The following is a 20,750-nucleotide window of genomic DNA, read 5'->3' on the forward strand; positions in this document are numbered from 1 at the left end:
GAACGATTGCTGAGATCGATTGCAGCTCAGGTTGCAACACGTCACCGCGATTCGTCAACGCCTTCTGGACGGGGCTCGCGAAGCGCGTGAAAAAGGTGTAACCATCAGGGCCATGTTCCAGAAATTCCACGTCATAGAGACGATCCGCGATTCCGGCAACGTCCTCATCGTTCGCCTCGACAGCGCCGAGGAGGCGTTCGAGGTCGCCTCGGCAGCCGTCGCCGGAGGCATCCGCGCCCTCGAGATCACCCTGTCGATCCCCGGGGCCCTCACCGTGATCGAGCGCCTGACCGAGCGCTTCGCCGGTGAGGATGTGGCCTTCGGCGCGGGCACCGTCCTCGACGGACACGCCGCCTGGTCGAGCATTCAGGCCGGCGCGCAGTTCCTCGTCAGCCCGAACCTCAACCCCGAGATGATCCGCGTCGCCAACCGCTACCAAATCGCCACCATCAGTGGCGCCTACACGCCGACCGAGATCCTCGAAACGGCCGAGGCCGGCGCGGACATCGTCAAGCTCTTCCCCACCGAAGCCGGCGGCATCCCGTACGCCAAGGCGGTCCTGGCGCCGCTCGCGCACGTCCCGATCCTTCCGGCGGGCGGCGTCACCACCGCCAATGTCGGCGACTGGTTCGCCGCGGGCGTCGCGGCGGTCGGAGTGGGCAGCGCCATCACCAAGGCCGGCCGCCCCGACGGCGACATGAGCAAGGTCACAGCGGCGGCGAAGGAGTTCATGGCCGCGATCGCTCGAGTGAAGCGATGACGTCCGACGCCCAAGCCGTGCCAGACATGCAAGCCCTGCCCGACGCGCACGCCCTGCCCGTTGCCTACATCACGCTCGGTGGGGCAGGATCGGGAAAGTCGACCCTGTCGAGACACCTCAGCTCCCTCACGGGCGCGGCCTATCTCGACAAGGACACGATCGCCGGCCCCCTCGTGCGAGTGGCCCTCGAGGCGTTCGGACAGGATCCCTCCGATCGGGAATCCAACGAGCTGTACGTCCAGAGGGTCATGCCCGCCGAGTACGAGACGCTCTTCGCGACCGCCGGTCGGAATCTGGAACTCGGCCACTCCGTCGTCCTCGACGCACCGTTCGTGGCGTACCTCGGAGACCCCGATTTCCTGCGTCGCTCGACCGAGCGTGCAAGCTGGCCCGCCGCTCGTATCCGGGTGCTCCACGTGCGCACCTCGCCCGAGGTCGTGCGGCAACGGCTGATCGAGCGCGGCAGTGAGCGGGACCGGGTCAAGCTCGCCGACTGGGACGCCTATTGGGAGCGATTCGGTGTGCTCGAGTGCCGCTGGAACACCGACGAGCACGATGTCGTCGTGAACGACGACGAGTCGGCCTTCACGCGTCTGCGTGAGCTGGTGCAGCGGGCCTGACCGCCGCGTTCGGGGTCCGACGATCAGGATGACGGCAACTCTTGACAGCCGGGGCGATCGCGTGTGACGTTTCGTAACAGCGTTACAAACCCGCGGGCTTGGATCCACGATGGCGAGGAGACGAGAACATGGCACTGGCCGATGGCGTCGTGAATGCGATGCGTGTGCTCGAACTGCTGGCGCCGCACCCCGAAGGCCGCCGCGTCACGGACATCGCTGAGCGCCTCGGCACCAACAAGGCCATCGTTCATCGTCTCCTCGCCGCCCTGGCCGACGCGGGTTACGTAAATCAGGACCCCCGCACCTCCAGCTACTTCGCCACTCACAGCCTCGGCGCCCTGGGACTCCGCCAGCTGTCCTCGTCAGGAGTGGGAACGTGGGCCCAGCGAAGCCTGGACTCGCTCGCGGCGGAGTGTGAGGAGCTCGTTCGCCTGGCGGTAGTCACCAACGATTCCTTGAAGTGGATCGCCAAGGCCCAAGGCGCGAACTCCTCCCTCCGCATCGACCCCGTCATGGGCCAGGACGCGGTCCCCCACGCCACCGCGTCCGGGAAAGCGTGGCTCTCCACTCTTTCCCCGGACCGAGTCGAGACCGTGCTCGCGCACGAGAGCCATCTCGACGTCACCCCCAGGTCCGCCCTCGACCGGTCCGCGCTCGAAGCCGAGCTCGCCGAGGTCCGTATCCGTGGGTACGCCACGACGATTGAGGAGATGGACCTCGGCATCAGTGCCGTGGCGGCCCCCATCCGCGGAGCCGGACCGGGCCGGGAGGCCACCGGGACGATCAGCATCGCGGGCCCCTCCGTACGCATGACCCGAGCGCGCATGGCCGAGCTCTCGCCGCCCCTGCTCGCGGCCGCGGCCGACATCTCCCGTAGCTGGCCGAGCTACACGTACCTCCTCGCAGACGAGGAACTCTCCGCCTAGTCGGCCAGACACCCCTTCTACATACAGGTTCAGCGACCCCCGGCCCGGCCCAGGCATGGGGATGCCCACTCGCGCCCAAATTCAAAGGAGAATTCGATGACGGCTTCACGTCGCGCGCCCAGTACATCCACCCTCGACAGTCCACAGCCTGTCCCGCCCAAGGGACGAGCCAGTAACCTGGTCGCCGGGACCATCGGGCACTTTGTCGAGTGGTACGACTGGTACATATACGGCCTTCTCGCCTCTGTCTTCTCCGCGCAGATCTTCCCGTCGGGCTCCCAGTTCGCGTCCCTCATCGCCTCGTTCCTCACCTACGCCATCGGGTTCGCCGTACGGCCCCTGAGCGGCATCATCATCTCCCCGCTTGCCGACCGGTACGGGCGCCGACGCGTTCTGTCCCTCGCGGTCTCGGGGATGGCTCTCGGCTCGTTGATCATCGGGTTCACCCCCTCGTACGCGACCATCGGCTACTTCGCACCGATCCTGTTCGTCGTCGCCCGCATCCTCCAGGGCGTCTCCGCCGGCATCGAGGGCCAGAGCGCCATCGCGTACATGGTGGAACACGCTCCAGCCAATCGGCGCGGACTCTTCGGCTCCTTCACCAACATGGCCAGCGGGCTGGCAACCCTCGCCGCGACGGGCTCCGCAGCCGCCGTCACCTCTGCTTTCGACGCCGACACCCTGGCGTCCTACGGATGGAGGATCCCCTTCGTCATCGGTGGTCTGGTTGGCATCGTCGGACTCATCCTCCGCGCCCGCTCGGACGAGTCCCCGGAGTTCGAAGCCAGCACGCACGGCGAGCAGAAGTCCGCACCCGCGAAGCTCCTCCAACTGCTCCGCGAACACCCCAAGGCGATCCTGCAGACTGCCGCCCTGTCCGCTCCGGCCGTGGCCTATTACACCTGGGCGACGTTCCTGCCCACCTACGCCAACCTCACCTCGGGCCGAGACCTGTCCTCCAGCTTTGCGGGCAGCACGATCGGCCTGGCCCTGCTGGTTGTCGTCATTCCTGTCACCGGCCACCTCTCCGACCGTCTCGGTCGCCGGAAGATCTTCCCCATCATCGGCGCCATTGCCATGATTGTCCTGTTCTATCCGCTGCTGCTCCTCCTGCAGGTGCCCGGCTTTGGTGTCTACCTCATCGTCGCCGCCTCGGGATGGGTGGTCCTCGGAATCTGGCAAGCCGTCTACCCCACCATCCAGGCGGAGTTGTTCCCCGCCTCGGTCCGAGTCTCCGGAATCGGATTCGCCCATCAGATCGTCATCGCCGTCTTCGGCGGTACCGCACCCCTCATCGCAGCCGCGTTCGTCGGCGCCGGACGGCCCATGTACGTGGCGATCTACATGAGCGTCATCGTCGCCCTGTGCCTCATCGTCTACTTCACGCTCCCGGAGACCGGCAGCCGTGCCCCGCGGGAGATCGTTTCCGCGACCGACACCATCGCCGTCGTCATGAGCGAGGACTCGTCCACTGCTGACAGTTCAGCCCCTGAACAGTGCAAGGAGCCCCAGCCGTAGCCGCCCCTGCTCCCGAGCACGCGATGGGGACACCTCAAAGATCGAACGGAAATTTCATGATCATAAATACTTTTTCGTACCTTTGGTCGACAACGGCCATCGATGCAATGTCCGAGTTGACCCAGAACGGGTACAACACCTTCGAGGTCCCCATCAGCTCGCCGCATTGCTGGCCGGTAGAGATCTCCGACTCCGAACGTGCGGAATCCCTGGCAACCCTCACCAAGAACGACGCCAAAATCCGATCCCTGAACGCCGGCGGATACGACATCAATCTGGCCAGTCCCGCCGCCAGCATGCGCCAGAAGAGCATCGAGCACATCGCGTCGGTGATCGACCTGGCGGTGGCTTGGGATGTCCCGGAAGTCGTCATCTCACCAGGCACACGGCGTCCCATGATCTCCCCCTCACTCGAGAACGTCCACGGATGGATGCACGAGAGCCTGGAAGAGCTGATCCCGCTGGCCAAGCGGGCCGGAAAGCGACTCCTCTTCGAGAATACGCCCTACTGCTTCGCTCCCACGATTGAGGAGCTGGCAGACATCGTCGACACGGTCAACGATGACGCGCTGAAAATCGTGTACGACGTCGCGAACGCCGCGTACATCGGGGAGGATCCCGTATCGAGCCTGCGCTCGCACTACGGATCGATTGCACTCATGCACATCTCCGACACGGGCACGGAAACGTGGGGCCACGACCCCATCGGCACCGGGGTGATCGATTGGAACGGCCTGGGCAAGGCGGTCCACGACACAATCGGGGTGGAGAACGTCGTGCTCGAAATCATCCGCGAGGAGGACACCCTCGAGGTATTCGCGAAGGCAATGCGCGACCTCAAGGAAGAGGGCTGGGATATCGGACAATGATTTCAGCGCCTCGAGGTCCAGGGCGACTCCGAGGGTGAATCGACGCGAATCGAACCGCAATTCCCGCTGGGAATGTACAAGGAGAGAGTGCGATGAGGGTACTGGTCAGTGGCGGAAGCAGCGGCATCGGCGCGGCTGCAAGCCTGAGGCTCGCAGAGGCGGCGCTTGCCCGCGGCGAGAAGCCGATGGTCGCGGTCTCCGGCCTTACGTCGAACGATCGGCAGGACGAGGTCGTCCGGTCGATCCAGTCGATGGGCGGCAAAGCCATTGCGCTGACAGGAGACCTGGGCGACCCCGACGTGCCCGGTCAGCTGATAGCCGCTGCGGTCGAAGAGTTCGGCGGCCTGGACGCGCTGGTGGCAAATGCCGGAATCGCCAACCCCGGCGAACTCAAGGATCTCTCCCTCGAGGACTGGGACGACATGTTCTCCGTCAACCTTCGCGGAGCATGGCTACTTGCCAAGGCAAGCTACCCGCACCTGAAGGACAGCCGAGGGGCCGCCTGTTTCACCTCTTCAATGTCCGGCCAGCTCCCCCATGCCGGATCGGGTGCCTACAGCCCGACCAAGGCTGCGCTCACGATGATGGCTCAGACGCTCGCACTGGAATGGGCGCCTGACGGGATCCGTGTGAACGTGGTGTCCCCGGGCATGACTCGCACTCAGATGACCGAAAAGATGTACCTCGATCCCGAGGTCAAGAAGGCGCGGGAAGAAATCATCCCGTTGTCGAAGATTGGCGACCCGATGGATATCGCGAACGTGATCGAGTTTCTTGTCAGCCCGCTGGCGGGATACGTCACTGGCCAAGATGTCTGCGTCGACGGCGGCTTCTCCAAGTCCATTCTCAGCCACATTCCCGGTCGACCCAGCTCCAAGTCCTGACGGGTTTCTACACCTGGCCGGCGGAGCCGCTCATGAGCGGCTCCGCCCCTCGCTCTGATGATCCGAACCGGTTTGTGTTCTGGGTCGTTGGCAGGGGCCGTTGCGTGATCACGTTTCGTCCGGAGTGCCGTGCTAACCCGGCCTTGGAGGGAACATCCCGGTTCGGGCGGGGGCGGACGCAGTGCAGGCACGATCTCAGTGATCATGTGAGTGTCGAAGTCCCATGAACACCTGGCGAGTCCGTGCCTGCTCCTGCATCTTCTCCCATACCTACTGCGCTGGCCCAACTGAGCCGGACTGCCGCGCCGGTCCCGCTGACGGACGCAGTCGCACTGTCTGGCTTCCTGGACCTGGTGCCCGACCCACGAGGTGCCCGTGGCCGCCGTTACCGGCTGTCCGCTCTGGTCGCCGCGGCCGCGGCGAGTGTCCTGGCTGGCGCCCGCTCGCTCACTGCGATCACGGAATGGATCAACGACGTCCCCGCGTGGGCCAGCCGGGTTCTCGGCTTCCCACCGACCCGCTCTCCGGCACCGTGTCCGTCCCGCACCCCCACACCCTGCGCCGTCTGCTCGTCCAACTCGACGACGACGCCCTGGACCGGGCGATCGGAGCCTTCCTCACCGCCCGCGCCACCCCGTCCGGCCCTGGACTGCGGGCGATCGCTGCCGACGGCAAGGCCCTGCGCGGCTCGCGCACCCACACCACCGGGCACGTCACCCTGCTCGCCGCGATGGACCACACCGGTCACGAACTGGCCCAGCGCCAGGTCGCCGACAAGAGCTACGAGATCCCCACCTTCCAGCCCCTGCTGGACAGCATCGACCTGACCGGCACGGTCATCACCGCCGCCGCTACCCGCACGCCTCCCGGGGTTGATCACAAGTCGGCCGTGGGCGACGCGGACGAACGGCATGTGTGTGCCCGCAGACCACCGTGCGAATGTCGGTGTCAAGCCCGCTGAGGACTTCTCGCCAACGGTCGAGGCGTGAGTCGACCAGAACGACCTCTTCATCGTCCCGAGGAGTGGCGTGACAGAACAGCGCCTTTCCCAGGCCGTGTACTGGCAGAGAGCGCCGCCGCGTCATCGGCCTGCGCTTCCACGGTGTCCGTGATCTGGCCACTGGAGCTTGCGACGCCTGTGTTGTCGAACAGAATGACCGGACGGTTCGCGGCCAGTCCGTCCGTCACCGCAGGATCCCAGTGATCCATGCCGCCACGGAAATGCTGCAGGAACACCAGCGGTGTGCCGGTCTCGGCGCCGAAGCGCCGGTAGGCGTACCGAATTCCGTTCGCCGTGACGGACTGCGTCGGAGCCGTCACATGGGAGAGGCGGTGTGTGATTCGGTCGGGTCGTCGTCTTCGGCTCCTACTTCATCAGCCGCACGGGAGAACCCGCCTGGAACGCGGCGATGTCCTCGACGGAGTCCTGATAGAAGATCTCGTACAGGTCGCGGTTCACGAATCCGACGTGCCCCGTGAGCAGCGCGTTCGGCAGCGCCCGCAACGGGTGGTCCGCGGGTAGCGGCTCGGTGTCGTACACGTCGAGGGCGGCTGCTCGGATCGCGCCCTCACGCAGGACGTCGATCAGGGCGACCTCGTCGACGACCGGTCCGCGTGAGGTGTTGACCAGGAGGGCCGAGGGCTTCATCGACCGGAGTTCCGCCGCGCCGACCAGCCCGCGTGTTTGCTTGCTGAGCGGTACGTGGATCGAGAGCACATCGCTTTCGGTGAAGAGTCGCTCCTTCGTCACCGCCCGCGCGCCGTGCTCGGCGGCGGTTTCGGGGGTCAGGTTCCGACTCCATGCGATGGTGTCCATTCCGAAGGCCTGTCCGATCCGTGCCACTCCGGAGCCGACGCGACCGAGGCCCAGAATGCCGAGAGTCCTGCCGTGCAGCCCCTCGCCGACCGATACCTGCCAGCCGCCGGCGCGCATCGACTCCGCCTCGACGACCAGGTTTCTCGTGGCACCGAGGATCAGCGCCCAGGTGTGCTCGATGGTGGGGTGGGACTCATAGCGGGTCCCGCACACCGTGATGCCGAGTCTGTGGGCGGCCGTAAGGTCGATGGCGGCATTGGCCGGGCCGGTGCTGACCAGGAGCCGAAGGTCGGGCAGCCGCTCCAGGACCTCGGCCGGGAATCGTGTGCGCTCCCGCATGGCCACGAGCACGTCGAACCCGGCGAGGCTACGGACCACCTCGTCGGCATCGGCGAACGGCTCGGTGAAAACGACGACCTCGGCAACGAGTGACCCCCAGTCGGCCAGGCTCGTCGCGACGTTCTGATAGTCGTCGAGGATCGCGATCTTCATGCGGGTGGCCATGTCGGCAACCTCCGTATTTCGTCGAGGTGATGCGTCTGTCTTCGCGGGGTGGCGACGCGGCGTGGCTCAGGCGAGCAGGCTCAGGGCGCTGTACCAAAGGGGTCCCGGGTTGAGCCGGTCACCGTGGAGCTTGGACATCTCCTCGAAGAACTCCAGCGGCTCCGGCTTGCCGGCCAGGAGCCGGATCGCGTCGCGCAGGTACTGCCGGGTCTCGTCCAGGATCTTCGGGTCGTCGGGCAGGTCTGCCTTCTTGTGGCCGGCGACCACGTGGCGCGGATCGAGTGCGGCGAGCCGGTCGATGCCGTCCAGCCACGCCTGAAGGCCGCCGTCACCGCCTTCGAGCATCATCAGGTGCACGCCGTTGTAGACCACGTCCCCGGCGACGACGAGACCGATCGACGGCACGTGCAGGACGCTGGAGTCGTCGGTGTCGGTGTGACCGGTCTCGACGGCCCGGAGGACTTGGCCCTCCAGCCGGAATCCCTCGGTCGGCACGGGCACGGCGAGGACCGGGGTGTTCTCCGGGACCCCGGGGAAGGTCTTCGCGAACCCCTTGTCCTTGCTCTCCAGTTGGCTGCGCATCTGCCGGATGGTGCCCTCGGTGGCGTACACCACGCTGTCGGCGTCGCCGAACCGTTCCAGCAGCGTCGCGGTGCCGAACCAGTGGTCGGGGTGGCCGTGGGTGACGTAGACGAACGCCAGACGCTTCCCTGAGCGCGCCAAGCCCTCGGCGACCTGCGCGATCTGGGTGTGAGTCAGCGGCGGGTCCACCAGGACCGCGTCGCGTTCTCCGGTGATCAGGGTGGATGAGATCGGCGAGGACACGATCCCGTCGCCGTTCGGCAGCTGAAGATCGATCTTCCGGGGAACGCCGTCAGAGACGAGGACTTCGTAGGACAGTTCGGGCATCTCGATCGTCATGACCGGGCCACCTTGAGCAGGGTCTTTCCGCCGCGGACGACCTGCTCGATCGCCGTATGGATGTCATCGAGGTCGAACACGGCGCCTAGCGGAACGAACAGGGCTCCGCTCGCGACCAGGGGCGCGGCCTCGCGGATGACGGGGAGCACCTTTGTCGCGTAGTCGAAATGGCCGGCGAAGAATCCGTGTACCGTCGCGCGCTTGCCGATCAGGGTCAGTGCGTCGACGGACATCGGCTGCCCGGTCGCCGAGGCGTAGCTGACGAGCGCACCGCCCTCGGACAGCAGGTCGAGCAGGCGGGCGGGAGCGTCGCCGCCCACCGAGTCGACGGCGAGCCCGACCCGGGCATCGCCGATCGCCGTGCGAACCTCTTCGACCGCCGTCGCGCCGTCGAGGCGGACGATGTCCGCGCCGGCCGCGGTCAGTTCGGCGAACACGGACTCGTCCCGGACGAAGTTGATCGTCCGGAATCCGCGGGCCTTCGCCAGGGCGATCAGGGAACGTCCGACGCCGGAGTTCGCGGCGTTCTGCACGATCCAGTCCCCGGGCCTCAGGTCGGCGTACTCGCTCAGGATCAGACCGGCCGTGGGCGGATTGATGCCCAGCATCGACAACTGCTCGACGCTGCCTTCCGGCAGTCGGAACAGCCCGTCGGCGGGCAGCAGCAGCCGCTCGCGCCAGGCACCGGCGAGCAGCGGCAGAACCACCAGGTCGCCCGCCGCGAGCGTGTCGACGCCGGGGCCCGCCTCGACAACCCGGCCGACACCCTCGCTGCCGAGGACCAGCGGGAGCGGTGGCCGCCCGAGCTCGCCCCTGACGACCTTGAGGTCGTGCAGGTTCAGCGGTGAGAACTCGACCGCGACCTTGACCTCGCCGGCGCCGGGAGCGTTCGGCTCCTGGAGATCGACGACGCGTACGACGTCCTCCGGCTTTCCGAACTGGGTGATCTGGATGGCACGCATGGGGACTCCCGGTGAGAGGCGGCGAGCTCTTCGCCGCAGCCAAACTACACATTTTGCTTATGTCCGTCGCGGTATGTCCGTCGTCGGACGAGAGGGGGGAATGTCAGGGCTGCACGTTCGGTGCGTCCGCCCTGGGGATCAGGTCCAGCGCCTGCCGGGCCGTCTGCCGGAGTGTCGTGGCGTCGACGCCCGCCTTGGCCATGTTGTCGATGCCCCTGATCACGCTCAGCAGCAGATATCCCAGGGCCGTGGCGTCGGCGTGCTCGGCCACTTCTCCCGCGTCCTGGGCGTCGCGTATCGCGGACGCGAGGGCGCCGGCGAGATCCTCGAACGCGCGACGGGCCGTGCCCGCCACCATGTCGTCCTCTCCGGCGCGGTCCGCGGTGACCTTGCTGAGGAAGCATCCCCGGCGGGGCGACTCGGTCGCGAAGGCGTCGGCGAGTGAGACGACGTAGCGCTCCAGGCGGGCCATCGGCGAGGTGAGCACCGCGTGCGGGCCCTCCTGTAGCTCCTGGCGGGCCTGGGCGACGAGGCCCTGGCAGTAGTCGGAGAAGACACGCACATAAAGGGAGTGCTTGTTGCCGAACGCCTTGTAGATGCTGCCCTTGCCCAGGCCGGTCGCATCCATGAGGTCGTAGGTGGATGTGCCGTCGAATCCGGTGGTCCAGAACCGGTCGCGGACGACATCGAGCACGGTGGTCTCGTCGAAGCCTCGTTTTCGCCCCATGACCTCACCATACCTCATTGTGGTCCAAGTGGACCACAACGGTCGGCAACCCGGCCCTCCGCGCCGGCGTGGACGGATCGCCCGACGCTCTCCGCCTTGTTGACCGACTGGACCACTTCATGCTTTCATTGTGGTCCAGGCAGTCAACAAAGCCGTGTCGGTCGGCAAACCTGAGGAGGACTGATGACTCAGAGCCGAACGAGGACGGAGACGGAGCGGAGCAAGGCCGCCGTCCTCGAGTTCCTGACGACCGCGTTCAACTCGAAGGACTTCACCGCGCTGGACCGGTACACCGGCCCGGGCCGGGCTGCGCACGTTCATCGCGGACCTGCCCGACGCCACCCGGTACGAGCCGGGAGCGATCATCGCCGAGGGAGACCTGGTCATGATCCACGGCAGGTACTCCGGCAGCACCGAGACACCCCTCATGGCGGTCGACATCTTCCGCTTCGAGGAAGGCCTGGTGGTGGAGCACTGGGACGTCCTGCAGGACGAAGTGCCCGCGAAGGACACAGTGGCGGGCAACCCCATGTTCACCAACCCGCAGGCCGGCCGGGCCTGAGACACCGGACCGACGAGGCGGGCGGCACACGCCCCGCGGACCATGCCGGCCAGGGGCTCGACCGCACTTCCTGTTCCAGGGCTGAGGCCCGACCGACACCTGATGCAAAAGAAAGAGACTGGGGTGCCCCGAGGTTTCCGGACAGGTACTACAGCCGGAGATCTTGAGGGTCGGTGATCGGCGGGATCGGTCGGTGGTGCGCCCAGGGCTGTAGGCGGAGCGGAAGTGGGTCGCCGCGGCGTCGGTAGTGGCTGACCTGGGCTCGGGTCTGGTGTCGAAGCCGAGTTCCACGGCCCACTCGGCGAGGGTGTCTGCCCACCGCCGCACATTGCCGACGAGCCCCGGTCCGTCCCCGCGGTCGCCGATCACGTTGTAGACGCGCCGGAGCGTCCTCGGGCCGCGACCTGCGCCGGCGGCCGCCTCGTCGATGATCCGCTCTTAGCTAAGCCGAGAAAACAGCCAACTTCATCGCCTCATCTGACCTGAACAACACAACCGAGGAAACACTCATGCCAATGTTTCACGCCCACCTTCCGGCTCAAAAGTTCTCTAGCGAAGAGAAGCGGGCTCTGGCGGATGCCTTGAATCTCGCTCTTCATGAAGCCATGGATACACCCATGGATGACCGTTTCGTCATCATCAGTGAGCACAAGGACGATGAATTCTTCATCCATCCGACTTTTCCTGACGTGAAGAGATCCGACAAGCGCATGATCGTAACGGTGACGACCGGTACGAGCAGGACGGTGGAGCAGAAACGCAAGCTCGCGGAGCTGGTCACCCGATACGCCGTAGAAAAGGTTGGCGTCAGCCAGGACGATGTCACCCTGATGATGTATGCCATTCCCTTGGAGAACATGAGCTTCGGCGGTGGAAAGCTGGTCTCTGACATCGACCTCTCTATGCCTTGGGTAAACAAGTAAGAAGGACGAAGCTGCCCTGTTCTTTGGATCGGGGCAGCGAAAATGACGTGAAATGGAGCCCCACCATATCCCGACAGCAGCGCCAAGCCCTCGACGCCCTGCACCGCTCCGTCCCGCGCCCCGACACGCAGCCCGCCCCCGCCGAGCTGCGCACCTCGTTCGCCGCGGCCGTGACCCGGCCGGCACCGGAAGGCGTCACCACCCGCAGGACCGTCCTGGGCGGGCGGCCCGCCCTGAGCCTGGAGCCGGCCGGAGCGGCAGACCGCGGACGGCTCCTCTACCTCCACGGCGGCGGCTACGTCGCCGGCTCACCGGACACCCACACCGGCCTCGCCGGTGAACTCGCCGCCCGCGCCGGACTGCGAGCGACATCGGTGGACTACCGGCTGGCTCCCGAGCACCCCTTCCCCGCGGCGGTCGACGACGGACTCGCCGCCTACCGCGACCTGCTGGCGACCGGAGCCAATCCACGAGAGATCGTCGTGGCAGGTGACTCGGCCGGCGGCGGCCTGAGCATCGCCACCCTGCTCGCCGCCCGCGAGGCCGGGCTGCCGCAGCCGGCCGCCGTGGTGGTCTTCTCCCCGTGGGTCGACCTCACCCTCTCCGGAGAGAGCATGCGCACCAAGGAAGACGCCGACCCATTCGTCACCGCGGCCGGCATGCGCGCGTTCGCGGATCTCTACATCGGCTCAGGCAACCGCAACCACCCCCTGGCGAGCCCGGTGTTCGCCGACCTCGCCGGCCTGCCCCCGATACTCGTACAGGTCGGCGCGAACGAGGTGCTCCTCGACGATGCGGTACGTCTGGCCGCCCGCGCGGGCGCGGCCCAGGTCGAGGCCACGCTGGAGATCGGGCCGGGCCTCCCGCACGTCTACCAGACGGAGCACGGGCGTCTCGACGAGGCGGACGCCGCACTCGACCGCGCCGCCCGCTTCCTCGTCAGCCACCTCGGCGCCCTGGCCGACGCCGGTCAGGTACCGGGGCACTGAGCAGGTGCGCTCCCAACCTCTGGTGGACGGCCACAGGCCAATTGCAGGCTGCTCACATAACTCACGGTGCTCAGACCGGTATTGCGAGCATCCCTGGTCCGCGTTCAGCAGGACGGGCACCAACGGATCCATCCACGTACACCGATGCCACGACAACGGTCCGTCCGCCTTCGACGACGCCCCCGAGTGAGCGGTGTGCAGCGTGGAGCTTGCCGGTCAAGTGGGCTGGTGTGCGTGGGCTCCGGGGTGCTCATGCTGGTAGGGGGCGGATGACTCCCGGCAAGGTCATCGGTCAGCGGGCGCCTTCGCGGTTCGTCAGCACCAGCAGGGCCCTCACCAGGGCGGTCGCCCGACGCGCGAGTTCGAAGCCGCCACCGAAGCAGAGCCCCCCTGGACTGCGGCGATGACGGGTACGGGGAGCTGCTCGAAGCGGTTGTACACGTCGAGGTAGCGGTCGAACGTCGCCCGCAGTTCCCGCGCCGTCATGCCTCGCCATGCGGTGAAGTCTCCGCCGAAGCTGAAGGCGGGGCCTTCCGCGCGAAGGAGCACGGCGCGGGCCTCGCTGCGCCCAATGTCGGCAACCGCCTCGCCGAGCTCGTCGATCAGTTGCGCGGTCAGGCGGTTCTGCGGCGGATGGGCGAGGACGATCTCGGCGATCGCGGCCTCGTCCTCCTTGCCGGGCAGGTGTAGGTCAGGTGCGGCATGGCCGGTCAGTTCTCCTTCGTGAGGTGATCGCGGAACCAGGCCACGGCCGCCCTGGACGCCGTATCGAACTGTGCGATGTAGGGATCGAAATGGCCGCCGGGGATCAGTTCGAGCCGCTTGGGCTCGAGTGCCTTCTCGTACGCCGCCAGAGCCAGGTCGGTGACGGTGACGGTGTCGCCGGTGGCGACCACCATCAGCAGGGGGGTGGGAGAGACGCGCGCGATCCAGGTGCCGGGCTCGTACATGCGGGCAGCGCGGGTGGAGCGGACCGTCACCTCGTTCTTCCACAGTCCTTCAGGGACGGGCTGCAGATAGAAGTCGATCGCTTCCTGCGTGCGGTAGGACGCCGGCACCGACGGGTCGGCACTCACCAGGGCCTGGCGGCGCGGAGGTTCGCCCCGCAGACGGCCTCGTTCGTCCTCGTTGAACGCCTCCTCCAAGGCGGTGGTCGCCTCCGGTGAGATGCGGCGCAGCCCCTGCTCGTAGCCGCTGATGGTCGGCACCTGCGAGACAACCGCCTTCAGGCGCCGGTCGGTGGCGCCCAGGACGATCGCATGCCCGCCCGCGTAGCTCGTGCCCCACAGGCCGATCCGGTCGGAGTCCACTTCGTCACGGCTCTCCAAGTAGGTGATCGCTCGCCGCCAGTCGGCGATCTGCTGCCAGGGGTCGATGTCCTGGCGGGGCTCACCGTCGCTGGCACCGAACCCGCGGTGGTCGTGGACCAGGACCACGAACCCTTCCTCGGCGAAGACCTCCGCGAAGGGCTCGATGCCGTGCTTGGTCGTACCGCCGTAGCCGTGGGCCATCGTGATCGCCGGGTGAGGCCCCGGGGGCTCGGGCAGGTACAGCGTGCCGCGCAGCGTCACCGCACCCTCGGCCGGGAAGGAGACTCGTTCTCGCAGGGTCATGAAGGGACACTCCTGGGCAGCGATTTACGTACGATAAATGAAAGAGAGTTTCCACGCGTCTCTGGAACGCGAGACCCTCCAGGGCGCCCGCCACTACGGCGACGCCGGCACCTGTCGCAGAACCGTTTTCGCCTGGCTGGCACGCTACAACACTCGCCGCCGACACTCGGCCAACGGCCACCTCAGCCCCAACGAATACGAACGCCGACACCGCGCGGCTAAGCTCACGCCCGCCGCGTGATCAACGAAGCGTGTCCACCATCACGGGGGAAGGCCCGTAGGCGAGTGAGACGACGTAGCGCTGCAGGCGGGCCATCGGCGAGGTGAGCACCGCGTGCGGGCCCTCCTGCAGCTCTTCGCGGGCCTGGGCGACGAGGTCCTGGCAGTAGTGCGCACACAAAGGTCGTGCTTGTTGCCGAACGCCTTGTAGATGCTGCCTATGCCCAGGCCGGTCGCTTCCATGAGGTCGTAGGTGGATGTGCCGTCGAATCCGGTGATCCAGAACCGGTCGCGGACGACATCGAGCACGGTGGTCTCGTCGAAGCCTCGTTTTCGCCCCATGACCTCACCATACCTCATTGTGGTCCAAGTGGACCACAATGGTCGGCAACCCGGCCCTCCATGCCGGCACGGAGGGATCGCCCGACGCTCCTCATCTTGTTGACCGAATGGACCATTTCATGTTTCCGTTGTGGTCCAGTTAGTCAACAAAGCCGCGTCAGTCGGCAAACCTGTGGAGAACTGATGACTCAGAGCCGAACGAGGACGGAGACGGAGCGGAACAAGGCCGCCGTCCTCGAGTTCCTGACGACCGCGTTCAACTCGAAGGACTTCACCGCGCTGGACCGGTACCTGCACCCCGACTACATCCAGCACAGCCCGACCATCCCGCCGGCCAGGGCCGGGCTGCGCCAGTTCATCGCGGACCTGCCCGACGCCACCCGGTACGAGCCGGGAGCGATCATCGCCGAGGGAGACCTGGTCATGATCCACGGCAGGTACTCCGGCAGCACCGAGACACCCCTCATGGCGGTCGACATCTTCCGCTTCGAGGAAGGCCTGGTGGTGGAGCACTGGGACGTCCTGCAGGACGAAGTGCCCGCGAAGGACACAGTGGCGGGCAACCCCATGTTCACCAACCCGCAGGCCGGCCGGGCCTGAGGCACCGGACCGACGAGGCGGGCGGCACGCGCCCCGCGGGCCACGCCGGCCAGGGGCTCGACCGCACTTCCCGTTCCAGGGCTGAGGCCCGACCGACACCTGATGCACACGAGAGAGACAAAGGACAAGGACGATGACAACCGACACGCAGACCCCGCGGACCGTGGCCAAGAAGTTCGTGGAGCGCCTCGCAAAGCATGACCCCGACGGCATCCAGGAACTGTTCGCCGAGGAGATCGACTGGCACGTCCCCGGCAGCGACGCGCTGCCCTGGACCGGGCGCCGTACCCGCCGGGAGGAGGTCGCACCGTACTTCACCACGATGTGGTCGCACTTCGCGCCCGGCAAGAGCAAGGCCGTACTGGAGCGCGTCATCGTCGACGGTGGTGACGTGGCGCTGCTGGCGGTCTTCACACACACCGTCGCGGCCAATGGCAAGGAGTTCACCACACCGACGGCCATACACCTGACGGTCGAGGACGGCCGGATCGTTCGCCTGCACCAGTACGAGGACACCCTGACCGTCGCCGAGGCGTTCAACGCCGGCTGAGCAAAGAGTACTCAAGGGCCCCGCGGCCCGGATCCCGCGCGGCCCGACATGCACATCCGAAGGAGCAAGTAACGTGACCACCCCTGTCGTCTCCATCGCTTACCACTCCGGCTTCGGCCACACCGCCGTCCTCGCCGAGGCCGTCCGCGATGGGGTGACCACCGCCGGCGCCACCGCCCACCTGATCAACGTCGAGGAGATCTCCGAGGAGCAGTGGAACCTGCTCGACGCCTCGGACGCGATCATCTTCGGCTCGCCCACCTACATGGGCACCGCCTCCGCCGTCTTCCACGCCTTCGCCGAGGCCAGCTCCAAGCGCTGGTACACCCAGGCGTGGAAGGACAAGATCGCCGCAGGTTTCACCATCTCCGCGGGCAAGAGCGGCGACAAGCTCAACACCCTGCAGTACTTCACCGTGCTCGCCGCGCAGCACCACATGCACTGGGTCGGCCTCGGCCTGATGCCCGGCTGGAACACCTCCACGGCGTCCGAGAACGACCTCAACCGCCTCGGCTTCTTCCTCGGCGCCGCCGCCCAGGGCAACCAGGACCAGGGAGCCGAGGGCGTACACAAGGCCGACATCGCCACCGCCGCCGAGCTCGGCAAGCGCGTCGTCGAGGTCGCCCGCGTCTACGCCGCAGGCCGCACCGCCCTCGCCGCCTGAGCGACCGACTCCGGGGCGGATGCGCGGCCCGGACGACGAGGTGGTGCTTGACGAAGCGCACCGGCAACTGCTCCGGACCGGGCAGCAGCACCGCAGACTCGCGATCAGCGACGCGCAGCGACGCCATCATGAGGCGGTCGCCGGCGTTGGGGAACATCGGTACAGCGGCCATCGGTGAGATTGATCTTGAAGTTGGAGGACCCCGGCGAGATGTGTTCGCCGGGGTCCTCCGCCTTCTAGTGATCGGTCAGCGGCGGAGGCACTGGCAGGTGAAGACCGGCCCTCGCATGACTGCGCGCGCGCCGGAGTCCGTGAGACGACGCCTGATCTGCCGTATCGGGCGCCGTAGCGCATCGCTGCTGCTTGGCTCCCTCGTCGGCCTGTACGGGGCCGGGCAGCTCGCCGACCCGCTGCCAGACACCCGCGGCGTACGCCTGCTACTGGGCCCTGGCGCCGATGGCGTGGTCCTCGACGTGGATCGCGGCCGGGCTCATCGCCGTGGCGTGCGCGTTCCGCCGCGGCAACGACTGGCCCGGGTTCGCCGCCCTCACCGCGGTCACCGTGCCGTGGACCGTGTCTTTCCTGGCCAGCTGGATCCCGCTGAACGACAACCCGCGCGGCTGGATCACCGCCACGGCGACGGTCACCACGGTGGTCCCGTCGTTCAGCAGATGCACCCGCCGCGCGGCGCGCGCGATGCCGTCGTGCGTCGTGCCGGCCAGCTTCTGCGCCTGCGCCTTCGACAGGTCCGCGTCGGTGGCGACCACGGCGAGCGTGGTGTCCAGCGGGGGCGGCGCGTTCTTCGCCGCGATCTCGGCCAGCCGCAGACGCGCGGCCCGGTGGACGTCCTGTGCCGGACAGCTCACCCGCCCCTGCGACAGCTCCCCGTACAGCGCCCCCGGTCCCGGGTTCCACGGCCGACCCCGCCGCGTTGGCCGCCACCAGCGCGGCCACCGTGACCCCCGAGTCGAGCACCGTGCTCGCGGTGCCGATCCCGCCCTTGACCGGCCCCGCGGTGGCTCCCGTACCGGCGCCCACACGGCCCTCCGGCACCGCGGCGCCCGCCTCGCTCGCCGTGGCCGCCTCGACCGCGGCCCGTCCGGTGGCCGCGTCCGGCCTGGCCCGGAAGTCGCCGCCGCGGACGAGGTCGAAGACACAGGCGGCGGGCACCACCGGCACGACATGCGCCGGATCCACCCCCACCCCGCGTCGCTGTTCCTCCGGCCAGGCCGTCACCCCGGACGCCGCGTCGAGCCCGTACGCGCTGCCGCCGGTCAGCACGATCGCCTCGACCTTCTGCACCAGGTTGCGCGGATCGAGCGCGTCGATCTCCTTGGTGCCGGGCCCGTCGCCGCGCACGTCCACCGCGGCGACGGCACCGCCCTCGGGGCGCCGGCACCACCGTGGTGCCGGTGAGCCAACCGTCGCCGGTACGCGTCGCGTGCCCCACGACATCTGTCCGAGCGTCAACTGTCATGGGGCCGGTCTCGTCCGGACCGGTCCGGTCAGGCGAACGGCGCTCGCACCGCCGTCTCGCGCTCCCGGGCCGTCGTGCGCGCCGTCAGTGTCTCGCCGGTCGCCACCGTCAGCGCGCAGACGAGACCGGCCGAGAGCACCGCCCACTCGCCCAGGAACATGCAGCAGATCACCAGCAGGGCCGCGGTCGGCAGTACCAGCTGCTGGGCGATGCCCACCTTGAAGTAACGCGCGTGCAGTGCCCAGACAGTGAGCAGATACAGCGCCGTCGGCAGGGTCACGGCCGCCGACGCGGACAGCGTCGAGATATGTGCCTTGCCCACGGACTGCTCGACCGCCACCTCCAGACCCGCACCGATCGCGGCCGCCGAGGCGAAGACGACGTAGTGGCCGTAACCCCACAGGAACGCCTGCCTGTTGGATCTCAGATGACCGTGGATCGGCACCACGAAGTAGATCCACCAGGCGGCGAAGATGATCAGCAGCCCGCCCGCGGCGATCGGCAGCAGTTCGCCCAGCGCGTCCTCCTCGTCGATGCCTGTCTTCACGGCGACCGTGGCCGCCGCGATGGTCTCGCCGAGCACGATGATCGTGAACAGCCCGTACCGCTCGGCGATGTGGTGCGGGTGCCAGGACGTGGGTTGGACCTTCTCCGCGTACGCCGGCACGCACATCTCGAGGACCGCCATCACCACGAACACCGCGACCAGGGTGTCCTCGGGCAGGACCAAGAGGCCGACCCAGCCGATCTGGCACAGCACCACCCCGCCGGCGTACCGCAGGGCCACCCTGCGCTCCCTGCCCTGACTCGACCTGGCCACGCGCAACCATTGGGACACCAAGGCGAGCCGCATGATCACATAGCCCACCACCCCCGCCTGGTACTCGTGGTCCTCGAACACCCGGGAGACCCCGGCCGCGAGCACCAGCACACCGGCAATCTGGATCAGCGTGACGACCCGGAAGAGCACGTCGTCGTTGTCGTAGGCCGAGGCGAACCACGTGAAGTTCATCCACGCCCACCAGATGGCGAAGAACACCAACGCGTAGTAGAGGATCCCCTCGCCCGCATGGCCCTCGGCGACCGCGTGCACCAACTGGATGCCCGCCTGGGCGATGGCCACGACGAAGCACAGGTCGAAGAAGAGCTCCAGCTGAGTGGCGGATCGGTGTACCTCACCGCGGTCACGGGCGGTGAGCCTGCGCAGCGGGCTGCGGTGCGCGGGCGATCGGGGGGAGTCCGGCGCGGGAGTGGAACTTGGCGTCATGAAGTCAAGCACAGCAGATGAGGCGCTTAATCTCTTGCCCAGCGTGGTTTTGTTGGTGGAACCTGAACCTGACACCACTTGTCGCTCAGGGCCGAGAACACCTGGTTTCGCCGGAGGGCGATGTCTGTGAGTTCTGGCAACGCTTGAGGGCTTGCGGTGGGAGCATGGACGTGCTCTGCGGGATGAGGCTGCGATGGCGCCACCGAAGTCCAAGGTTGAAGCGACCTCCGGCTTCGCCAACCGGCGCAGTGGCTTGACGTCCACCACCACAGGGCCGCGCTCAGAGAGTGTTCAGGAACAACTCGACGACGCGGCCCCCGTGACGAATCACCTCCAGCCGGCTGACATCCGAGTCGGGAAGGAGCACGGCCACATCCAGGTCGCTGGTCGGAGTGGCGCGCCCTCGCGCAGCCGAGCCTCCGAGCAGGGCCCCCAGGGCATGCGGAAAGAATTCGGTGACCACGCGGAGAGCTTGGGCTTCGACAGTCTCTTGATCATCCATGGGTGTCGTGCGCCGTGCCACCCACCCGGGTCTGGATGCCGAGGAGGTCCAGGCGTTCGTCGCGGCCCGGGTCGCGCCGTACAAGAAGGCCCGGCTGGTCGAGTTGCTGGACCAGATCCCGAAGCCCCCGGCCGGCAAGTTACTGCGCAAGGACCTGCGTCGACGGGAGTCGGCGATGTGACGGGCGGCGAAGGGCCCGAAAATGGGGCCGAAGCCCGGTCCCCTCGACTCCGCGGACGACGCCGTCGCGAAGCCCCGGTCCGGCCGGCAGTGCCACCGTCTCCCTGGCGGAACGGCTCGGCAGGCACCCTGGCGCCGTGCGAGCCGAGCGCACCCGGTACGCCGAAGCATCCGTCGATTCCTCGCTGGCCGAACGCACATGACCGAGGCGGTGCGCGGCGGGTGGGCATCGGGGTCATGCCCACCCCAATGACGAAATTCGTCAGCCACGTGGTGCAATCCTCGGCAAGGACCGAGGTCCCGCGCCACCGCTGCCTCAGGGTGCGACCGTGTCACGGTGACGGCTTCATGCGAG

Annotated in this window: 25 protein-coding genes and 3 pseudogenes; 15 read left to right on the forward strand and 13 right to left on the reverse strand. The window is 67.5% G+C overall.

The genetic code is table 11. The features are described 5' to 3' along the window. Positions 1-19 precede the first annotated feature (19 nt). The 7 genes from eda (at position 20) to M2271_RS03430 (ending at position 6,404) form a co-directional block, all read left to right on the forward strand. Complete coding sequence (gene eda, locus M2271_RS03400) at positions 20-760, forward strand: bifunctional 4-hydroxy-2-oxoglutarate aldolase/2-dehydro-3-deoxy-phosphogluconate aldolase (protein WP_280885556.1); 741 nt, start codon at positions 20-22, stop codon at positions 758-760. A 26-nt stretch (positions 761-786) separates the two neighbouring features. Next, the gene (locus tag M2271_RS03405) at positions 787-1,380 is read left to right on the forward strand and encodes an AAA family ATPase (RefSeq protein ID WP_280885707.1); all 594 of its coding nucleotides are present in this window, start codon (positions 787-789) and stop codon (positions 1,378-1,380) included. 128 nt (positions 1,381-1,508) lie between these two features. After that, positions 1,509-2,306, forward strand: a complete 798-nt coding sequence (locus tag M2271_RS03410; RefSeq protein WP_280885557.1) for an IclR family transcriptional regulator — start codon at positions 1,509-1,511, stop codon at positions 2,304-2,306. Between the two features lie 96 nt (positions 2,307-2,402). Further along, entirely contained in the window at positions 2,403-3,824 is a 1,422-nt protein-coding gene (locus tag M2271_RS03415; protein WP_280885558.1) for an MFS transporter, read from the forward strand. 107 nt (positions 3,825-3,931) lie between these two features. After that, a complete protein-coding gene (locus M2271_RS03420) occupies positions 3,932-4,693 on the forward strand; it encodes a sugar phosphate isomerase/epimerase family protein (protein ID WP_280885559.1) in 762 nt (253 codons plus the stop codon). A gap of 92 nt (positions 4,694-4,785) precedes the next feature. After that, positions 4,786-5,577 (forward strand): SDR family oxidoreductase, encoded by a 792-nt coding sequence (locus tag M2271_RS03425; protein WP_280885560.1) that lies wholly within the window; start codon positions 4,786-4,788, stop codon positions 5,575-5,577. 353 nt (positions 5,578-5,930) lie between these two features. Continuing rightward, a complete protein-coding gene (locus tag M2271_RS03430) occupies positions 5,931-6,404 on the forward strand; it encodes a transposase family protein (protein WP_280885708.1) in 474 nt (157 codons plus the stop codon). Positions 6,405-6,442: 38 nt separating this feature from the next. On the opposite strand, the pseudogene M2271_RS03435 reads toward M2271_RS03430, so the two are convergent. From M2271_RS03435 to M2271_RS03460, 6 genes and pseudogenes are all read right to left on the reverse strand, one after another. Beyond that, positions 6,443-6,647: pseudogene (locus tag M2271_RS03435) on the reverse strand (metallophosphoesterase family protein); the annotation flags it as partial. Further along, a complete protein-coding gene (locus tag M2271_RS03440; protein ID WP_280885561.1) occupies positions 6,586-6,897 on the reverse strand; it encodes a hypothetical protein in 312 nt (103 codons plus the stop codon). The gene M2271_RS03440 and the pseudogene M2271_RS03435, both read right to left, overlap by 62 nt. A gap of 46 nt (positions 6,898-6,943) precedes the next feature. Continuing rightward, positions 6,944-7,897, reverse strand: coding sequence for a D-2-hydroxyacid dehydrogenase family protein (locus M2271_RS03445; protein ID WP_280885562.1), 954 nt, complete (start codon positions 7,895-7,897; stop codon positions 6,944-6,946). A gap of 66 nt (positions 7,898-7,963) precedes the next feature. Further along, positions 7,964-8,818, reverse strand: coding sequence for an MBL fold metallo-hydrolase (locus M2271_RS03450; protein ID WP_280885563.1), 855 nt, complete (start codon positions 8,816-8,818; stop codon positions 7,964-7,966). Beyond that, the gene (locus M2271_RS03455; RefSeq protein WP_280885564.1) at positions 8,815-9,780 is read right to left on the reverse strand and encodes a zinc-dependent alcohol dehydrogenase family protein; all 966 of its coding nucleotides are present in this window, start codon (positions 9,778-9,780) and stop codon (positions 8,815-8,817) included. The genes M2271_RS03450 and M2271_RS03455 overlap by 4 nt, the downstream gene beginning before the upstream one ends. Before the next feature lie 103 nt (positions 9,781-9,883). Next, positions 9,884-10,507 carry a TetR/AcrR family transcriptional regulator gene (locus tag M2271_RS03460; protein ID WP_280885565.1) on the reverse strand — a complete coding sequence of 208 codons (624 nt, stop codon included), beginning with the start codon at positions 10,505-10,507 and terminating at the stop codon, positions 9,884-9,886. A 328-nt stretch (positions 10,508-10,835) separates the two neighbouring features. Between M2271_RS03460 and M2271_RS03465 the strand changes: the two genes are divergently transcribed. The 3 genes from M2271_RS03465 (at position 10,836) to M2271_RS03475 (ending at position 12,981) form a co-directional block, all read left to right on the forward strand. Beyond that, entirely contained in the window at positions 10,836-11,069 is a 234-nt protein-coding gene (locus tag M2271_RS03465; RefSeq protein ID WP_280885709.1) for a nuclear transport factor 2 family protein, read from the forward strand. Positions 11,070-11,578: 509 nt separating this feature from the next. Further along, on the forward strand, positions 11,579-11,992 hold the full coding sequence (locus tag M2271_RS03470; RefSeq protein ID WP_075033969.1) for a tautomerase family protein: 414 nt from the start codon (positions 11,579-11,581) through the stop codon (positions 11,990-11,992). 65 nt (positions 11,993-12,057) lie between these two features. Continuing rightward, a complete protein-coding gene (locus M2271_RS03475) occupies positions 12,058-12,981 on the forward strand; it encodes an alpha/beta hydrolase (protein WP_280885710.1) in 924 nt (307 codons plus the stop codon). A 333-nt stretch (positions 12,982-13,314) separates the two neighbouring features. On the opposite strand, the gene M2271_RS03480 is transcribed toward M2271_RS03475, so the two are convergent. After that, a complete protein-coding gene (locus M2271_RS03480) occupies positions 13,315-13,725 on the reverse strand; it encodes an enoyl-CoA hydratase/isomerase family protein (protein ID WP_280885711.1) in 411 nt (136 codons plus the stop codon). Continuing rightward, positions 13,692-14,594 carry an alpha/beta hydrolase gene (locus M2271_RS03485; protein WP_280885566.1) on the reverse strand — a complete coding sequence of 301 codons (903 nt, stop codon included), beginning with the start codon at positions 14,592-14,594 and terminating at the stop codon, positions 13,692-13,694. Before M2271_RS03485 ends, M2271_RS03480 begins: the two co-directional genes overlap by 34 nt. A 37-nt stretch (positions 14,595-14,631) precedes the next feature. On the opposite strand from M2271_RS03485, the gene M2271_RS03490 reads away from it, so the two are divergent. Continuing rightward, a complete protein-coding gene (locus tag M2271_RS03490) occupies positions 14,632-14,835 on the forward strand; it encodes an integrase core domain-containing protein (RefSeq protein WP_280885567.1) in 204 nt (67 codons plus the stop codon). Here M2271_RS03490 and M2271_RS03495 read toward each other — a convergent pair whose 3' ends face one another. Then, positions 14,836-14,994 (reverse strand): hypothetical protein, encoded by a 159-nt coding sequence (locus tag M2271_RS03495; RefSeq protein WP_280885718.1) that lies wholly within the window; start codon positions 14,992-14,994, stop codon positions 14,836-14,838. A 44-nt stretch (positions 14,995-15,038) separates the two neighbouring features. After that, a pseudogene (locus M2271_RS42450) lies at positions 15,039-15,173 on the reverse strand (TetR/AcrR family transcriptional regulator); the annotation flags it as partial. A gap of 165 nt (positions 15,174-15,338) precedes the next feature. On the opposite strand from M2271_RS42450, the gene M2271_RS03500 reads away from it, so the two are divergent. The 3 genes from M2271_RS03500 to M2271_RS03510 all read left to right on the forward strand — a co-directional run bounded on the left by M2271_RS03500 (position 15,339) and on the right by M2271_RS03510 (position 16,969). Next, positions 15,339-15,755, forward strand: a complete 417-nt coding sequence (locus M2271_RS03500) for a nuclear transport factor 2 family protein (protein ID WP_280885568.1) — start codon at positions 15,339-15,341, stop codon at positions 15,753-15,755. 133 nt (positions 15,756-15,888) lie between these two features. Next, positions 15,889-16,305: a nuclear transport factor 2 family protein gene (locus M2271_RS03505; protein WP_280885569.1), complete on the forward strand. Its 417-nt coding sequence runs from the start codon at positions 15,889-15,891 to the stop codon at positions 16,303-16,305. Between the two features lie 73 nt (positions 16,306-16,378). Then, positions 16,379-16,969: a flavodoxin family protein gene (locus M2271_RS03510; protein WP_280885570.1), complete on the forward strand. Its 591-nt coding sequence runs from the start codon at positions 16,379-16,381 to the stop codon at positions 16,967-16,969. A 437-nt stretch (positions 16,970-17,406) separates the two neighbouring features. On the opposite strand, the pseudogene M2271_RS03515 reads toward M2271_RS03510, so the two are convergent. The 3 genes and pseudogenes from M2271_RS03515 to M2271_RS03525 all read right to left on the reverse strand — a co-directional run bounded on the left by M2271_RS03515 (position 17,407) and on the right by M2271_RS03525 (position 20,176). Beyond that, positions 17,407-18,446, reverse strand: a pseudogene (locus tag M2271_RS03515) (P1 family peptidase). Between the two features lie 28 nt (positions 18,447-18,474). Next, entirely contained in the window at positions 18,475-19,713 is a 1,239-nt protein-coding gene (locus tag M2271_RS03520; RefSeq protein ID WP_280885571.1) for a low temperature requirement protein A, read from the reverse strand. Between the two features lie 280 nt (positions 19,714-19,993). Continuing rightward, a complete protein-coding gene (locus tag M2271_RS03525) occupies positions 19,994-20,176 on the reverse strand; it encodes a nucleotidyltransferase domain-containing protein (RefSeq protein ID WP_348539139.1) in 183 nt (60 codons plus the stop codon). Between the two features lie 37 nt (positions 20,177-20,213). Between M2271_RS03525 and M2271_RS03530 the strand changes: the two genes are divergently transcribed. Continuing rightward, complete coding sequence (locus tag M2271_RS03530) at positions 20,214-20,396, forward strand: hypothetical protein (protein WP_280885572.1); 183 nt, start codon at positions 20,214-20,216, stop codon at positions 20,394-20,396. Positions 20,397-20,750 lie beyond the last annotated feature (354 nt).

This window comes from Streptomyces sp. LBL (assembly GCF_029893585.1).
In the GTDB taxonomy this organism is placed as follows: Bacteria; Actinomycetota; Actinomycetes; order Streptomycetales; family Streptomycetaceae; genus Streptomyces.

Coding starts and splice junctions, on each gene's coding strand:
- M2271_RS03405 (WP_280885707.1), top strand. CDS start 787: ATGCAAGCCCTGCCCGACGCGCACGCCCTGCCCGTTGCCTACATCACG.
- M2271_RS03410 (WP_280885557.1), top strand. CDS start 1,509: ATGGCACTGGCCGATGGCGTCGTGAATGCGATGCGTGTGCTCGAACTG.
- M2271_RS03415 (WP_280885558.1), top strand. CDS start 2,403: ATGACGGCTTCACGTCGCGCGCCCAGTACATCCACCCTCGACAGTCCA.
- M2271_RS03420 (WP_280885559.1), top strand. CDS start 3,932: ATGTCCGAGTTGACCCAGAACGGGTACAACACCTTCGAGGTCCCCATC.
- M2271_RS03425 (WP_280885560.1), top strand. CDS start 4,786: ATGAGGGTACTGGTCAGTGGCGGAAGCAGCGGCATCGGCGCGGCTGCA.
- M2271_RS03445 (WP_280885562.1), bottom strand. CDS start 7,897: ATGGCCACCCGCATGAAGATCGCGATCCTCGACGACTATCAGAACGTC.
- M2271_RS03450 (WP_280885563.1), bottom strand. CDS start 8,818: ATGACGATCGAGATGCCCGAACTGTCCTACGAAGTCCTCGTCTCTGAC.
- M2271_RS03455 (WP_280885564.1), bottom strand. CDS start 9,780: ATGCGTGCCATCCAGATCACCCAGTTCGGAAAGCCGGAGGACGTCGTA.
- M2271_RS03460 (WP_280885565.1), bottom strand. CDS start 10,507: ATGGGGCGAAAACGAGGCTTCGACGAGACCACCGTGCTCGATGTCGTC.
- M2271_RS03470 (WP_075033969.1), top strand. CDS start 11,579: ATGCCAATGTTTCACGCCCACCTTCCGGCTCAAAAGTTCTCTAGCGAA.
- M2271_RS03485 (WP_280885566.1), bottom strand. CDS start 14,594: ATGACCCTGCGAGAACGAGTCTCCTTCCCGGCCGAGGGTGCGGTGACG.
- M2271_RS03490 (WP_280885567.1), top strand. CDS start 14,632: ATGAAAGAGAGTTTCCACGCGTCTCTGGAACGCGAGACCCTCCAGGGC.
- M2271_RS03500 (WP_280885568.1), top strand. CDS start 15,339: ATGACTCAGAGCCGAACGAGGACGGAGACGGAGCGGAACAAGGCCGCC.
- M2271_RS03505 (WP_280885569.1), top strand. CDS start 15,889: ATGACAACCGACACGCAGACCCCGCGGACCGTGGCCAAGAAGTTCGTG.
- M2271_RS03520 (WP_280885571.1), bottom strand. CDS start 19,713: ATGACGCCAAGTTCCACTCCCGCGCCGGACTCCCCCCGATCGCCCGCG.
- M2271_RS03530 (WP_280885572.1), top strand. CDS start 20,214: ATGGGTGTCGTGCGCCGTGCCACCCACCCGGGTCTGGATGCCGAGGAG.